The organism is Flavobacterium xizangense (assembly GCF_054075145.1).
This window is the reverse complement of the sequence record NZ_JBSIPG010000001.1, coordinates 936962-953139: the sequence shown is the minus strand read 5'-3', so window position 1 is coordinate 953139 and position 16178 is coordinate 936962. Positions and strand designations below refer to the sequence as shown.

14 protein-coding genes and 2 tRNA genes are annotated in these 16178 nt (G+C 33.8%); 7 read left to right on the top strand and 9 right to left on the bottom strand.

Going from position 1 to position 16178, the window contains the following annotated elements; translation table 11 throughout:
- Positions 1-190: 190 nt before the first annotated feature.
- From ACWA1B_RS04015 to trxA, 6 genes are all read right to left on the bottom strand, one after another.
- Positions 191-436: a GIY-YIG nuclease family protein gene (locus ACWA1B_RS04015; RefSeq protein ID WP_456904562.1), complete on the bottom strand. Its 246-nt coding sequence runs from the start codon at positions 434-436 to the stop codon at positions 191-193.
- A gap of 61 nt (positions 437-497) precedes the next feature.
- Positions 498-571: transfer RNA gene (locus ACWA1B_RS04010), tRNA-Asp, on the bottom strand.
- A 676-nt stretch (positions 572-1247) separates the two neighbouring features.
- Positions 1248-1321, bottom strand: a tRNA-Asp gene (locus ACWA1B_RS04005).
- A gap of 86 nt (positions 1322-1407) precedes the next feature.
- Complete coding sequence (locus ACWA1B_RS04000; protein WP_456904561.1) at positions 1408-2334, bottom strand: DUF58 domain-containing protein; 927 nt, start codon at positions 2332-2334, stop codon at positions 1408-1410.
- Entirely contained in the window at positions 2331-4904 is a 2574-nt protein-coding gene (locus ACWA1B_RS03995) for a M1 family aminopeptidase (RefSeq protein ID WP_456904560.1), read from the bottom strand. The genes ACWA1B_RS04000 and ACWA1B_RS03995 overlap by 4 nt, the downstream gene beginning before the upstream one ends.
- A 389-nt stretch (positions 4905-5293) precedes the next feature.
- Positions 5294-5611 carry a thioredoxin gene (gene trxA, locus ACWA1B_RS03990; RefSeq protein WP_012023423.1) on the bottom strand — a complete coding sequence of 106 codons (318 nt, stop codon included), beginning with the start codon at positions 5609-5611 and terminating at the stop codon, positions 5294-5296.
- Positions 5612-5875: 264 nt separating this feature from the next.
- Here trxA and ACWA1B_RS03985 point away from each other — a divergent pair, with 264 nt between their 5' ends.
- Positions 5876-8341: an AsmA family protein gene (locus tag ACWA1B_RS03985; protein ID WP_456904559.1), complete on the top strand. Its 2466-nt coding sequence runs from the start codon at positions 5876-5878 to the stop codon at positions 8339-8341.
- 14 nt (positions 8342-8355) lie between these two features.
- Here the strand turns inward: ACWA1B_RS03985 and ACWA1B_RS03980 are convergent, their stop codons facing one another.
- Positions 8356-10335: a DUF2075 domain-containing protein gene (locus ACWA1B_RS03980; RefSeq protein WP_456904558.1), complete on the bottom strand. Its 1980-nt coding sequence runs from the start codon at positions 10333-10335 to the stop codon at positions 8356-8358.
- On the bottom strand, positions 10328-10534 hold the full coding sequence (locus tag ACWA1B_RS03975; protein WP_456904557.1) for a helix-turn-helix domain-containing protein: 207 nt from the start codon (positions 10532-10534) through the stop codon (positions 10328-10330). Before ACWA1B_RS03975 ends, ACWA1B_RS03980 begins: the two co-directional genes overlap by 8 nt.
- A gap of 80 nt (positions 10535-10614) precedes the next feature.
- On the opposite strand from ACWA1B_RS03975, the gene ACWA1B_RS03970 reads away from it, so the two are divergent.
- Positions 10615-10887 (top strand): hypothetical protein, encoded by a 273-nt coding sequence (locus ACWA1B_RS03970; protein ID WP_456904556.1) that lies wholly within the window; start codon positions 10615-10617, stop codon positions 10885-10887.
- A gap of 332 nt (positions 10888-11219) precedes the next feature.
- Positions 11220-11534, top strand: coding sequence for an HPF/RaiA family ribosome-associated protein (locus ACWA1B_RS03965; RefSeq protein WP_035646011.1), 315 nt, complete (start codon positions 11220-11222; stop codon positions 11532-11534).
- Positions 11535-11684: 150 nt separating this feature from the next.
- Here ACWA1B_RS03965 and ACWA1B_RS03960 read toward each other — a convergent pair whose 3' ends face one another.
- Complete coding sequence (locus ACWA1B_RS03960; RefSeq protein WP_456904555.1) at positions 11685-12347, bottom strand: hypothetical protein; 663 nt, start codon at positions 12345-12347, stop codon at positions 11685-11687.
- A 175-nt stretch (positions 12348-12522) separates the two neighbouring features.
- On the opposite strand from ACWA1B_RS03960, the gene ACWA1B_RS03955 reads away from it, so the two are divergent.
- The 4 genes from ACWA1B_RS03955 to ACWA1B_RS03940 all read left to right on the top strand — a co-directional run bounded on the left by ACWA1B_RS03955 (position 12523) and on the right by ACWA1B_RS03940 (position 16156).
- Complete coding sequence (locus ACWA1B_RS03955; protein WP_456904554.1) at positions 12523-13011, top strand: nuclear transport factor 2 family protein; 489 nt, start codon at positions 12523-12525, stop codon at positions 13009-13011.
- A gap of 262 nt (positions 13012-13273) precedes the next feature.
- Positions 13274-14656, top strand: coding sequence for an ammonium transporter (locus ACWA1B_RS03950; RefSeq protein ID WP_456904553.1), 1383 nt, complete (start codon positions 13274-13276; stop codon positions 14654-14656).
- A 141-nt stretch (positions 14657-14797) separates the two neighbouring features.
- Positions 14798-15475 (top strand): tRNA (guanosine(46)-N7)-methyltransferase TrmB, encoded by a 678-nt coding sequence (gene trmB, locus ACWA1B_RS03945; protein ID WP_456904858.1) that lies wholly within the window; start codon positions 14798-14800, stop codon positions 15473-15475.
- 42 nt (positions 15476-15517) lie between these two features.
- Entirely contained in the window at positions 15518-16156 is a 639-nt protein-coding gene (locus ACWA1B_RS03940; protein WP_456904552.1) for a LysE family transporter, read from the top strand.
- The last annotated feature ends 22 nt before the right edge of the window (positions 16157-16178 follow it).

Genomic DNA, 16178 nt, shown 5'->3' with positions numbered 1-16178 from the left:
CTTTGTAAAAAACATCAAAAGTTTTAGAATAAATTATATAAACGTAAAACATAAATCAAAATTTAATGTAAAAAAAAATGCCTCTCGTAATGAGAGGCATTTTACAAACTTAGGCGGTCTGGACGGGACTCGAACCCGTCTCGTCCCTAGACGAGATGACAGACATGTCTTCTAACCTACTTTACCTTTTTTATTTATACTCCTTAATTAAAGCTTCGAGTGATTTTCTATTTAACTTTTTCAATCTCAATTCTTCAACCAAAGCTTCTTTTTTAGTTTCAAATGCTTTTGAATAAACCAACTCCCACGGTCCCTTATTTGAAGTATATCTGCTTCTATTCTCATTATGATACAATAATCTTTGAGCAACATCTTCACTAAACCCTTTGTAAAAAACATCAAAAGTTTTAGAATAAATTATATAAACGTAAAACATAAATCAAAATTTAATGTAAAAAAAATGCCTCTCGTAATGAGAGGCATTTTACAAACTTAGGCGGTCTGGACGGGACTCGAACCCGCGACCCCATGCGTGACAGGCATGTATTCTAACCAACTGAACTACCAAACCCTGCGTTATTGCGAGTGCAAAAATACAATAGAATTTCGTTTCTGCAAGCGTTTTTAAGAATAAAAATTGAGAAATTTTTAATTGGTTAAATTCCAATATTTTAAAAATTCACTTTCAAATCAAAAAAGAAGAAGTTTCTTTCTTTTTATCAAACACAAAGGTTTTGTACATAAAAACATCTTATCATTTTGCTAAATATAGCCCGTGGTTTCAACCACGGGAGATGTATATATTACATTGTGTTCCCGTGGTTGAAACCACGGGCTAAATTTTAATATTATAAATAGAAAATCTTTGTAGAGTTACTTGTGGAGATTCTTCGTACCTCAGAATGACAAACTGTACGTTAGAATAGAATTAAGCAAAAAAAATCGCAAAGCTTAATCAATTTTAAGCTTTGCGAACTTTGTATTCTTTAAAAAATATCTTTGCTTCCGATAGCTATCGGGATTGCGTAAATCTTAGTGCTCTACGTGGTAAAATTTTCATCGTGTTTAAACAAATCCAAAAGTGTCTTAAATCAAAAAAGCCATCCACAAAAGTGGAAAGCTTTTCATTGGTCTAACTACTAAACCAGCTACGAGTTACAAAGTCGTAGCAAAACAACACAACTAATCTTAGATACCGTTTTTGGGCAAAAAAGCCTTTCTTAATAGAAAGGCTTTTCCCAATATTGCGGTCTGGACGGGACTCGAACCCGCGACCCCATGCGTGACAGGCATGTATTCTAACCAACTGAACTACCAAACCTCTGCGTTATTGCGGTTGCAAAGATATAACAGAATTTCGTTTCTGCAAGTGTTTTTGTAAAAAAAATTAAATATTTCTTTAAAATATTATCCAAAGTTTTGTTTTTCAACCAAATAAGTAGTCAATATTTTTTCAAAGTTATCGCCGACATTTACCGGAACGTACTTAATTTGGTTCTTCGCACAGGTTAGAGCCAGGTTTTTAAAATAGGCTTCTACCCTTTTTTCATATTCTGCTTTTACATTATCGGCAAAAATTGAAACCTCTTCTCCCGATTCTAAATCAATGAATTTTCTTGGTGCATTATCAAAATCAAACTTCATTTCGGTTTGACTATCAACCACATGAAACAAAACTACTTTATGCTTGTTGTGTTTTAAATGCTGTAAAGCGTTGAATAATTTTTCTTCATCTTCCGTTTGAAACATATCGGTAAACAAAATAATCATAGAACGGCGATGCATTTTCTCTGCTATTTGGTGCAGATAGGTAATCGTGTCGGTCGTTTTTTTGACTTTTGGCTGAACTAATAATTCTTCCAATTTATTCAAAAGCATTCGGTGGTGACGGTCACTTCCTTTTTCCGGAGCATAATATTCGTATTTATCTGAGAAAACGCTCAAACCAACAGCATCGCGCTGTTTCTTTAAAATATTCATTAAAACTGCCGAAGCTAAAACGGCAAAACCAATCTTCTTTTCATAAAAAGGCTGATTCGATTTGAGTTCAGGATAATGCATCGACGACGAATTATCTACAATCAAATGACAACGTAAATTGGTTTCTTCCTCAAAACGTTTCGTGTACAAACGATCGGTTTTGGCAAACAATTTCCAATCGATATGTTTGGTGCTTTCGCCTGCATTATAGACTTTATGCTCGGCAAATTCGGCCGAAAATCCATGAAACGGACTCTTGTGCATTCCGGATATAAAACCTTCCACAACCTGATTTGCCAGCATTTCAAGATGCTGAAAACTGGAGACTTTCTCTATTTCCGATTCAATTTTCATTCGGTTTCTTTTTTAATATTTTGCGCTTTATAAAGCAAATCTGTCGCCATAAATAATTTACGCTTCAAGATCGGACTAAAATTAGGGTTTTCTTTTAAGAATCGCTGTACTTCATCAAAAGCATATTTCGACGAATATCTTCCAACTGTATTATCCAACCAGTCTTTCGGAAAGAAAATATCTCCTGTGCGCTGAATTTCGTCTACCAAATCTAGTGAAAATCTAATATATTTTTGTGCACTTTCCTGACGAAGCGGATGATTTACATTCGCCAATCCCACAGAAACCCATGCTTCTTTTTCACGATTGGCATCGTCTTTTAACGATTCTATAAAGGCATTTCGAACGGATTCATCTTTTGATAATGATGGAAGCAAAAATTCAAATCGCTTCTTTTTATCCGGATTTGTTATTGTCGTTCTTGTTTTCTCTAAAATTTCATCGGTTTTTTCATGTTTGAAAATCGCCAGATTCATTGCCATATTGGTAAAATCATCTTCGTTCAATTTCAAATTCTGAATTACAACTTCCTTATTCCAAATCTGATATAATTTGGCTTTCGCCGAATCTGAATACGCAATCGAACTAAACAATCCGAATAATGTCTTTTTGATATTCGCTGATAAATTGGTTTGCAAACGTTCATTCAAAATATCTTCAAGCTGTCTCTGAACTTTATTTTGTTGTTTTTCAGTAAAAAATCTCCAATAAATAGTATTCAAATTATTAGAAACAATTCGTAAAACCAATTCATTTTCTTCCGTTTGGATTCCTTTAAAAAAACAATCAAATGCCTTCTCTGGCGAAATATTTCCAATCAGTGCATTTTCATAAAGATTGCTGTAGATCGAAGCTCTAGCAACCTCATCTTTTAACACAGCAATATAATTTAAATTATTCCCGTCAAGCGGAAAAACGCCGTATCCAAAACCATTATAATTGTAAATAATAGTAAGCGGTTTTTCGAGTCCGATAGCTTCTTTTACAATCAGGTTTTTATCTTTAATATTGACCGATAAAACTTTTACTTCTTTGGAATAAACTAAACCAATCTGAAAAATCTGAGGCCAAATATTATTGGATTTATCTTCTGCCTTTTGGAAAATTTCAAACTTCTTGATTTTGTTTTTAGCATCATATTCAATTTTATCTGAGAAAATAGCTCTTCCGGATTTGTTTACCCAAACCTCGCTCCATTTCTTCATATCCAAAGGCGTTTCGGCGTCCAGAATTTCTACCAGATTATTCCAATCGGCATTGTCGTTGGCGTATTTCTGAATGTATTTTTGAATTCCTTTTTGGAAAGCTTCTTTTCCCATTGAAGCTTCTAACTGACGCATCATAATCGGCGCTTTGTTGTAAATCATCGCGCCGTAAAGCGAACCGGCATCCTTTAAATTTGCCAAATGCTGTCTTATTGGATGTGTCCCTAAAGATCGATCTTCCGCGTAAGCGCTGGCATAATGCGTACTGAAAAACTGCAGATTATGATTGATTTTCGGAAAAATCGGGTTCATGATTTTGTCTGCCATGAAGTTGGCAAAAACCTCTTTCATCCAGACATCATCAAACCATTTCATCGTTACCAAATCGCCAAACCACATATGTGAAGTTTCGTGTGCGATTAATTTTGCGCGGTTTAATTTTTCGCTGTCAGTTGTGCTGTTGTCTAAAAACAAAGTCGATTCTCTGTACTGAATTGCGCCAACATGCTCCATTCCGCCATATTGAAAAACCGGAATTGAAGCGAAATCCAACTTCTGAAAAGGGAATTTATAATTGGTATATTTTTCTAAAAAGTCTAAAGATTGCTGGTGTAAATTGAAAATTGTATCAGTGCTTATTTTTATTTTCTCTTCATTATTTTCTCGATACAGCATTGTCATTTCTAAACCTGGTTTTTCCGTAACGCCTTTGAATTTTCCTGCTACAAACGAAAACAAATACGTGCTCATTTTATCCGATTCTCCAAAAGTGTACGAAGTAAAATCGCCTTTTTCGACTTTCTCTTTTACATCGGCGCCAGCCAAAACCGTCCAATCTTTTGGAACAGAAAGACTAAGTTTATAAGTTGCTTTGATATCTGGCTGATCAAAACACGGAAATAAAGTGCTTGCGCGATCCGGAACTAATAAAGTGTATAGAAAATCATCATTTCGATTTAAAGACAAATTTCCGGCAATAAAGGAAATCGAAATGGCATTTTTTCCTGAAATTAAATTTTCAGCAGGAATTACAATATGCCCGTTTTCATGAATGATTGCAATATTTTTCCCATTTGCCGAAACTGATTTTATATTTTGAGATTTCTCTTTAAAATCAAAAACAAGAGGTTGGCGCACGTCTGACAAATTCAGATTTACCGTTAAAGCTGAATTGATCTCTTCGTTTTTCTTATTCGGAATTTCAAAAGACAATTCGTATTGAACATCTGAAATTTGTTTTTTACGAAATTGAGCCAATTGCTCTGAAACGCCATTTTCTATACTAAAACTTTCTTTTGGTTTCGATTGAGAAAAACCAATCGTCGTGATTATAAAAAAGGCAAAAAAGCGGTGAAGAATTTTCATTTTCAAGGAATATAAGATTTGTTAAAAATAAAAAATAGTTTGCCACGAATTGCACGAATTTCCACTAATTAAAATTCAAGCTTATTTTTTTGCCACAGATTTAACGAAAATCCGTTGTGCCTTTGACAAAGAGATTGATTGCTTGAAAAATATAGCATGCGGTTTCAACCGCAGGGACATATTGTATTAACACAATGCGTTTCCCGTGGTTGAAACCACGGGCTATATTGAATATTTTTTTGAGAAAATTTTGCAGTAATTATTTAAATTTTGCCACAGATTAAAAGGATTTTAAATCTGTGAAAATTCGCAAAATTCGTGGCAAAAAACTAAAATAAAAAAGGCTTGACTTTCGCCAAACCTTCTTTATATAAATCATAATCTTACGATTACAACAAAGCGTCTAAACTATCTGCGTAGGTTTGTTTTGGAGCTACTCCAACTTGTTTTCCTACTACTTCACCGTTATGAAACACCAAAACGGTTGGTATGTTACGCACACCATATTTTGCAGCGAATTCTTGGTTAGCATCTACATCTACTTTACCAACAACTACTTTACCAGCGTACTCGTCGCTTAATTGGTCAATGATTGGACCAACCATTCTACAAGGACCGCACCATGCTGCCCAAAAATCTACCATTACTGGTTTATCTGACTTTAAAACTACTTCGTCAAAAGTAGCATCTGTTATTGCTAATGCCATAATAATTTGTCTTTAAATGTTATTTCAGCTTTAGTCCCTAGAGACCCGTTTTTTGTTATTTCCTAAACTGAGGTACAAAGTTAAAAATTAAAAACTAATCAAACACCATTCATAAATTAGTTTTGATTATAAAAGTATTGTAAATAATTATATCATAAATTTAAGTTTGATATCGTAGATTCAACATTGCAGTAATTTGAAAATCAGAAATTTAAATATGATTGTTTTTTGTAGTATCTTTAATCAACCATTAAAATTTTCCAGATGAAAGAAACTTTACATCGCATAAAAGTCTTTTTGCAATCGGCTGGTTTTAAAAAATATGCCAAGCGTTTTGGATTTTTTATTTTAGGAGTAATAGCGCTTTTGCTGATTGCGTGCGGAGGTTTGTCGATTTATTTCAACAGAAACAAAACCGAAATCATTGCTAAAATCAACACCAAAATCAACGAAAACATAAATGGAAAGTTTCATATTGGCGATTTTCAGTATAAATTTTTGACTGGTTTTCCCAATTTTACTTTGGCTTTAAAAGATGTCGAGCTAAAAGACAATAAATGGGATATGCACAAACATACTCTGCTGAAAGCGCAGGAAATCGAAGTGCGCTTAAACGTTGTGAGTTTGCTTCAAAAAGAAATCAACATTCATAAAGTCCTCATTAACGACGCTCAAATTTACATTTACAAAGCGCCAGATGGTTATTCAAATTCCAATATTTTTAAACCAAAAAAGGAAAAAACACCCGAAAACAAAGAGAAACCCGAAACCACAATCGGACAGATTGACCTCAACAATGTTCGGTTTACGATAGACAATCACGTTGGACACAAATTATTTGATTTTGATGTTGCCAGCTTAAAATCAAAAGTAAATTATGACGGCGACAATTGGCAAACCGATCTTTTTCTGGATACTCAAATCAACAGTCTTGCTTTTAATACCGTTCACGGAAGTTTTGCCAAACAAAAACGCCTCAAAGGAACATTGGCTGTCTCTTTTAATGCTGAAAAAGAAAAAATCGACGTTAAAACAGACGGATTGAAAATTGGAACTGATTCTTTTGATATTGTGGCTTTCTTCAATTTGGAAAAAAACAATTCTTTGTTCGGAATTAATATTGGAACAACTATTTTATGGCAAAATGCTTCTAATTTATTGTCGGGAAACATCAGTTCAAAACTCAATCGCTTTAATCTAAAAAAGCCAATTGACGTAAATTGTGACATAAAAGGCGATTTGAATGCCGAAGGTGATCCGAAAATTGTCGTTCAGGCCATTATTAAAGACAACGAATTGAGCATTCCCGACGGACAGTTGAATGATTGTAATTTTAAAGGAATTTTTACCAATAATTTCAAACCGAAAGAAGGTTTCACCGATGCCAATTCGGCTGTAATTTTGACCCGATTTTCAGCAACTTATCAAAATATTCCGTTGAAGATTCCGCAATTGTCGATCAATAATCTCGAAAAACCGCTTGCGACAGGAACTGTAAGTTCTGATTTTGATGTCAGCAAACTCAACGAAATCAGCAATGACAAATGGATTCAATTTACTGAAGGACACGCTACAGCCAACTTGCAATTTCAGTTTGATATTGTGGATTTGTATATCACTAAGCCAAAATTTATTGGAAATGTAAACGTAACCAATACTTCATTTGATTTTATTCCGAAGAATGTTCATGCCGAAAAAGTAAATATACAGCTTGAGTTTACACAACAAGCTTTGCTGATTAAAAAAATCGCCTACAAACACAAGAAAAACACGATTTATATTGAAGGTAAAATTGATAATTTCCTCAATCTTTATTACGATGCACCGGAACAAATGGTGGTAAATTGGAAAATTTATTGCCCGAATATCGATATCAAACAATTTCTAGGTGTTTTGGCTTCTTCCAAAAAGCAAACCGTTGCAAAAACCAATAAAAAACCAACTATTTCGAATCACTTGCGAACTGTAATCGAAAAATGTTCGGTCGTAATTGACATCAAAGCTGATAAAATAACCTACAATAAACTCACAGCCACAAATACCACAGCAAGAATCCAAATGCTGAATTCTAAATTGGTTATAAAAAATGGTTCGCTGGAAACATCAGGAGGCAGCATTGCTTTTAATGCGGAAGTTTCGCCAAGCGGAAAAAATTTCGCTTTTGGTTCTAACGCGCAGGTAAATCGGGTTGATATTGCGAGCTTTTTAAAATCGTTCAACAACTTCGGAATCAAATCTTTTACGCCAAATAATATTCACGGAAAACTCACCAGTTCCGCCAATGTTACCGGTTTAATGAACAGCAATGGCGAACTCATAACTAACTCTACACACGGAAGTTTAGTGTTCAATGTTACTCAGGGCGCTTTGGTCAACTTTGAGCCTATTATGAAAGTGGGAAAATATGCTTTTCCGTTTCGCGATGTCAAGAATATTACATTCAGCGATTTGTCCGGCGATTTTAAATTGCGTGGTGAACTGGTCGATGTCAACAAACTAACGATCAGTTCGAGTGTTTTAAATCTTGATGCAAAAGGTGTTTATTCCTTTGGACGAGGCACGAATTTAGCCCTGACAATCCCACTCCGAAATTCTAAGAACGATGCTCAACTCGCCACTAAAGCGGAACGTGATGCTGTTCGAGAAAAAGGTATTATTTTACGTTTAGTGGCATATGATGATAATGGGAAGATGAAGATTAAAAAGGGGAAAAAGGAGAAGGAAAGGTAGTAATTTATTAGAAATCAAATTTCTTCAATTCCTAATAATTTAAAAAATTCAAAAGTTCCATCATACATAAATTCTGGTCGTGTGATATCTTCATTATTTCCATTAGGAATATAAATCACCATACCTTGTCTCGCCCTAGTTAATAAAACTCTATAAGAATTAATCAGATAGTTTATGATTTCAACACTATTAATATTTTGCCATTTAGTTCCTTTAAATTTTCTATAATTCCATTGATTATCATTATAAAATAAATCTCCATCCCAAGCTACACATGTCCAATCTAATTCTAATCCCTGAATATCAAACTCTGTAGCAACTTCTTCTAAAAAATAAGATGAGCGAATATCATTTTCATCATTAAGAAACCATATTGGCGCATCGATCTTTGCTTTCACATTTAATCCGAAAGGTTTTAAACGAATTCCGCCAGAAGATGCTATAACTCCAAATCTTTCTGAACCATTTGCTGAAATTCTTAGCCAATTTCTTGCCTTATCTAAATCACGAGTTATTTTAATTGGGTAATCTTTTTTAATAAACAACTTATAGATTTCTTTAGCATTTTCAATATCATTATTTATTATTTCTTGAATAAAGCTAGATAATTTTGCACTTCTAAATGATCTTAACGAAACGGACAAATGCAACTTATCCTTTTTTATCGCTTTTTTATCATTTAAAACTACCAAAGCTTCTTTATCTTTGATATAATTCTCATCTTCAACAATTTTAGAAGAATAATAAATATCCCAATCTTGAAACTTATTTGAAAATGGTCTAATCCATTCTTCCAAACCAGCTTCTCCCGTGTTAATTTCTTGTCCTCCTCCAATCAAACAAACAATTGTACACCAATCTTTATGTCTGTCCATTACTTCAATTAAAAATTCTGGTTCCGATTTATCAAAATCTGAAATCCCTTTATTTCTTTTCATAAAGTTTGAAGCTTGCTCTTTAGTCCACGCTCTTTGAGCCTCATCAAAAATGGTAACTTTTTCGATTGGAGCTTTTTCATCTTTTATCGAAGCATCTCTAAAATGATGAATATTTTGGATAAAAGATTTTACATGAGAAGTTGCCGAAGATTTTTTAATAATTAAATTTTCTTCTTTAGAGGTTTTAACCTTATCTCTTGCTAAAGCTTCTCGCAAAACATCTACTAAAGGGCCATTACCTGACAAAAAAACAGCATGTTCCTCTTCCTCATAATTAGAACGTAAGTTGGCAATATTTAATCCTGCTAATGTTTTTCCTGCGCCAGGAACTCCAGTTATAAAACATATTGATTTTCTACTTTTATTTTTCGAATAATCTATAATTTCAGAAATACATTCAGATGTTACAGACAAATTTTCCGCTCCTGAATCACTTCTTGATATTTCAGAAACATTATGTTTTTTATACAAAGCTGTAGCAGCTTCAATAATTGTTGGTGTCGGTTTATATATTGAATTTTCCCAATTTTCAACATTTATAATTTCAAAACTTCTAAATTCTTCTAAAGTTTCAAATATTACTTCTGATAAATTATTTTCATTCGCTACAATTGTTTCGTATAAATTATCGAGACTCTGTTTGTAGATATTTTTTACATTAATTGCTTTGTCAGCAATTAGAATGGGAATAATGATTTTATTATGACTACCCTCATGAAAATTATTCAAATCTAATCCATAATCGAAAGCCTGATCTTTTGCATATTTATCATATACATTTGAGCCAATCTTAAATTCTAAAACAAAGATACAATTGTCAATAATTAAAATATTGTCAACTCTTTTACCCATTCGCGGAATTGTAAATTCAAAATAGACTTTTCCATTAAAATCTAAGATTGTCTGTTTTAAAATTTTAATTTGACTTTGCCAAGCATTAGATTGCTGTATAGTCAATTTGTTTAAATCATAATTCCCTGATATCTTTCCGTAAATACTATCATGATTTTCAGCAATAAAATCATTAATCGAATTCGAGTAATAAGACCTATTCATCGAACAAATCTTTTATATGTACTTCTAGTGCTCTCGCTAATCTTTCAACAACCTCAATGGAAACATTTCTTTCCCCTTTTTCAATCGTTGGTAAATACGTCCGATCAATCTCAGCCAAGTTTGCAAGTTTTTCTTGAGATAAACCTTTAAGTTTTCTAAGCTCTTTAATTTTGAGTCCGAATTTTTGCTTAATATCCATACTAACAAAAGTTGCAAAATGTAGACTTTAAAACAACGGAGTATAGTCGGGTTTTTTCTTATATTTGAAATAAAATTCTTATGTTAAGTTTAAACGATAAAATACATTTTTTAGAAAACTATTTATCTCAGCCCGTTAAAAATTATGCTGACAGTTTTAAAGAAGATATTTCAATATTTATTGACGATTTCAATATTGAAAACAAACTTTTAGATTTTTTGCATAATCTTAATTCAGTAGAAGAAATTAAAAATTGGGTTGATGTTTTATGCTCAAGAATTGTTTTAAAATTTGATCCAGAAGATGAACAAATAAACGATTTCATATATGATTATATCAAATTCACTAATTAGAAAATATTGATAAAATTATGATCGAATATTCAATTCTAGAAATTCCAACTGTATTAAATCCTCCTTTTAAACTTATCGATATAATTTACAATTGTCCAATTTGTGATTATGAAATTGAGATTGATATGTTTGTCGATAACAATAGTTTTCTTAAATGTGAAGGATGTGATCATGTAATTAAATTAAAAATTAAAAAAATTGAATGATAATATTTAGTCAATAACAATACTACTTAATCATCTTCTAAACTTTTCATAATCTTTCCTTAACTCTCTTGTCTTTTTCCGTCAAAAAAGATAGCTTTGAGAGACAATCATAAAATTTAAACCATTATGAAGATTCAAATCAACACCGACAAAAACATTGATGGACACGCAAGATTAGAAAGCTACTTTTCAGCAGAATTAGAAAAAGGTTTAGCACGTTTTGAAGACAAAATTACCCGCATTGAAGTTCACTTTGGGGATGAAAATGGAGAGAAATTTAGTTTGCAGGACAAAAAATGCGTAATCGAAGTTCGTCCTCAAAAATTACAGCCAATCACTGTAACAGAACACGCCGACACATTAGAAAAAGCTTTTAGCGGTGCTTTAAGCAAAATCAAAAAATCACTAACTACAACCTTCGAAAAAATAAAAGAATATTAGGTTTCCGAATAAATAAAAAAAGACGCTTCGAATTGAAGCGTCTTTTTTTATTTATTCGGAAAAGGCACAAAGCGACAAAGATACAAAGTGACAAAGCTTAAAACCTATGAACCTTTGTCACTTTGTATCTTTGTTACTTTGTCACTTTCTTTACGATTTCGGTAAAGGCGCTCCAACGGCGATATCGCATCTGTGTCCTGCCTGTCCGTGTGGCGGATTCATTCCTTCTGCTACTGTTGGTGTTGTTTCTGTGCTTAACAAAGCCGGAGTTGGATTATTTGCTGGCGGCGTTACAGTAAACGATTTTGAAGCGGTTCCGCTTTGTGCTGTATTTGTTGCAGCAGGTTTTGCAACTGGAGAATTCAAAGGAGCTCCAACAGGAATATCACATCTGTGACCTGATTGTCCGTGTGGCGGATTCATGCCTTTTGCTACTTTTACAGGAGTTGTTGTTGTCGTTACCACATTTTTCTGATTCGGATTTACCTGTACCATTTGCGGCGCTTGCGCGACAACCTGACCTTGCTGCGGTGGAGCCGAATTCAGTGGCGCTCCAACGGCAATATCACAACGATGTCCGGGCTGACCGTGAGCAGGATTTAATCCTTTCGTTTCTCCTAAAACTGTATTTGGATTTGCGGTTTGCGTTTGTACAACTGGCGCAGCCGTAGCAGGTTTTGTAGTATCTTTTGCAAGTCCTAGTCGAACCAATTCTGATGTTGCTGTATTTTGCTGTGGCTCTAATTCCTTTTTACAAGAAATAAAAAGCAAAGACGAAAAAGCCAACGAACTTATAATGATTTTCGGATTCATAATTGTGGTATTTTAAAGCTCTCAAATATAAAAATTTTAAACCATATAAGTAATGTAAGACAATTTAAGTTTTACAGACATTTTCCCTCATAAAGACAACGATTTCAAAGTTTTTTTCACGCAAATTTTACTTGTCCAAAATGATTCTTACCTTTAAACTTAAATAATCTATCTCATGAAAAAAACTATTCTACTCCTATTATTCGTTGTTTCTTTTGCGAATGCTCAAACTGACAAAGACAAAATCAACCAAACTTTAGATACTTGGCACAAAGCTGCCGCCGACGTTAAATTTGAACCCTATTTTGCTTTAATGGCCGATGATGCGATTTTCATTGGAACTGATCCTACCGAAAACTGGACCAAAAAGGATTTTAAAGTTTGGGCAAAACCACATTTCGACAAAGGAAAAACGTGGAATTTCACTGCTCTGGAACGTCATATATTTTTTGATAAAACAGGAACAATTGCCTGGTTTGATGAATTGCTGAATACTCAAATGAAAATTTGCCGTGGTTCTGGTGTTTTGGTCAAAATTGGAAAAGAATGGAAAATCCAGCATTATGTATTATCAATGACAATTCCAAATGAAGAAGTTGATTCGGTTACTAAAATAAAAGCGCCAATCGAAGATGCCTTGATTGCTAAGCTTCAAAAAAAATAAACTTTTTTCAGCTTTATTATTATAATCCTAACTTTTAGAGCGGTTTACAGCAATCGATGTCAATTTAATTATAACATATTTGGCAAAAACAGCCTCTTTTAGAAAGCAAAAAATGGAATACTCTTAAAAAAACAGAACGAATTTTAAAAAATTAGCCAAAATAAAACCGTAACCTCTATTTTAACAGCCCTAAAAACAACAATCTTTATTTTTTTTTAACTTTGACCCCAAAAAAAATAGGGTTAAACAAAGTATTTTAAAAATGAAAATAGAAAAACGCTGGATTATTTCCTTTATCATGATAAGCATTGTTTGCATTACGGGTGCGTTTTGGCCTACAATGACCGAAAATAGTTATGTGTTATCTGAATTTGGCACTACTGATCATATTGTTCCTGCCGATGTTGCCTGGATGCTGACTTCTTCTTGTCTGGTTTTAATCATGACGCCTGGGCTGTCGTTCTTTTATGGCGGAATGGTAGGCAAGAAAAACGTAATCTCGACTATGCTTCAAAGTTTTATTTGTCTTGGAGTTGTGACACTTTTATGGGTTGTCGTAGCTTTTAGTCTTGCTTTCGGAGAGCCGGTAGGTTTTGGTTCTGGCGATCATTTTTATAGTTTCTTCGGAAATCCTACCACTTTTGCATTTATGGATTATGTGGGCGTTTTGCCTCATAAAAAATTAGCGAGTACGATTCCGTTTATGCTTTTTGCTTTGTTCCAAATGAAATTTGCCATTATTGCTCCGGCAATTATTACAGGTTCATTTGCAGAACGTGTTCGATTTATATCGTATTTGATTTTCATCAGTTTATTTACCCTTTTTATATACGCTCCTTTATGTCATGCCGTTTGGTATCCCACTGGAATTTTAGGAAGTTATTTTGGGGTTAAAGATTTTGCCGGAGGAACCGTAGTACATATGAGTTCTGGTTTTGCAGCTTTAGCCGGAGTTATTGTTTTAGGAAAAAGAAAAAATAGCCAGCATATTCCAACTAATATTCCTTTCGTATTATTAGGAACCGGAATGCTTTGGTTTGGATGGTTTGGTTTTAACGCTGGATCTGCTCTTGCTGCCAACGGAACTGCTGCTATGGCTTTTGCAACTACAACAACTTCATCTGCCGCAGCCATGTTAACCTGGATTTTCTTTGACCGAGTGAACGGAAGAAAAGTCTCTGCTCTCGGCGCCTGTATTGGTGCTGTTGTAGGTTTGGTTGCGATTACGCCTGCCGCAGGATATGTTTCTGTTCCGGAAAGTATGTTCTTCGGATTCATAACGGCTTTGGTTTCTAACACGGCAGTAAATTGTAAATACTCAAAAAAATTCGACGATACGCTTGACGTTTTTGCCTGCCACGGTGTTGGTGGAATTATGGGAATGATTTTAACGGCTATTTTTGCTCATGGCGAAGAAGCAAGTTTGCTTCACGGCGGATGGAATGTTTTCGGACACCATATGATGGCATTGGTTTTGGTTTCAATTTTTACTTTCTTCGGAGCTTATTTCTTGTTCAAGGTAACCAACTTTATTATTCCGCTGCGAGTTTCTGAAGAATCAGAACATATTGGTCTGGATTTATCACAACATGATGAAACACTTGATCCAAAAACAAAAGCAATTACAGAACCACATTACGGTTAAAAAATAGGCCACAGATTTAACGGATTAAACAGATTAAAAAAATCTTCAAAATCCGTAAAATCTGTGGCAAAAAACTTTTAAACTTACTTACGCCATTTCATTCGTTTATATTCCTTAATTTTGCGGAAAATTTTTGTAAAAGTGGGAAGTAAAAATAAACTTAAAAGATTCAGAGAAAACGAAACATTTCAAAACGTTTTTCAACCAACCAGAGAAGAAGTTGTAGGCGATTTAATGCCTTTGAAAGGAAAATGGAATTCTGATTTCTTTAAAAATGATAATCCATTAGTTTTAGAATTAGGATGTGGAAAAGGAGAATACTCTGTTGGATTAGCTGAAAAATATCCTAACAAAAATTTTATCGGAATTGATATTAAAGGTGCTCGTTTCTGGAGAGGCGCTAAAACGGCTGTTGAAAATGGTCTTCATAATGTGGCTTTTGTTCGAACTCAAATAGAATTAATCAATCATATTTTTGCTGAAAATGAAGTGGATGAAATCTGGATTACTTTCCCAGATCCGCAGATCAAATACAAAAGAACAAAACACAGAATGACCAATTCTGAGTTCTTGAAATTATACAAAAAAATCCTGAAAAAAGACGGTGTCGTAAATTTAAAAACCGACAGCGAATTCATGCACGGCTACACACTTGGGTTGCTTCACGGAGAAGGCCACGAAGTTTTGTATGCCAACCATAACGTTTACAAAAACGAAGGAAGCCCAGAAGTTGTAACTTCTATCCAGACATTTTACGAAAAACAATATTTAGAAATTAACAAGGCAATTACGTATATTCGTTTTAAAATTAAAGACTAACCTTAATTTTAAAACCTTTTATCTAACCGATTTAATAACTGAATGACCTATCTTACTCCATTACTTTCAGGTTTTATTGCCGCTGCTATTGGGACAATTCCGCCGGGATTACTCAATATGACCGCTGCCAAAATAAAAATGAAAGAAGGAAAAAAGAATGCCGTTTGGTTTGTAATCGGTGCTGTTTTCGTCATTTTTTTTCAGGCATATGTTGCAGTATTATTTGCTCGTGTCATAGACAATCGGCCAGATGTTGTAACCTTATTGCGGGAAGTTGGTTTTGTCATTTTTGCGATCTTAACCATTTACTTTTTATTTATTGCCAAAGAGCCAATAGCTAAGAAAAAAACGAAAATTAAAAAGAGCAGCAAAAAAAGCCGTTTCTTTCTCGGAATGCTGCTTTCCGGACTGAATTTCTTTCCAATTCCGTACTATGTTGTAGTAAGCGTAACTTTGGCTTCATACAATCTTTTTGTATTCGAAAACACCATAATTGTCACCTTTGTATTAGGTTCTGTCCTTGGCGCTTTTGGAATTTTATACAGTTATATTGCTTTCTTTGGAAGAATAGAAAAGAAAACGGACTACTTCATGCGCAATATGAATACTATCATCGGGACAATTACCGGTCTAGTAGCTGTTGCAACGCTTTTTAATATTTTGAACTACTATTTTAGATAAAAAATATTTATTCTAATATTTC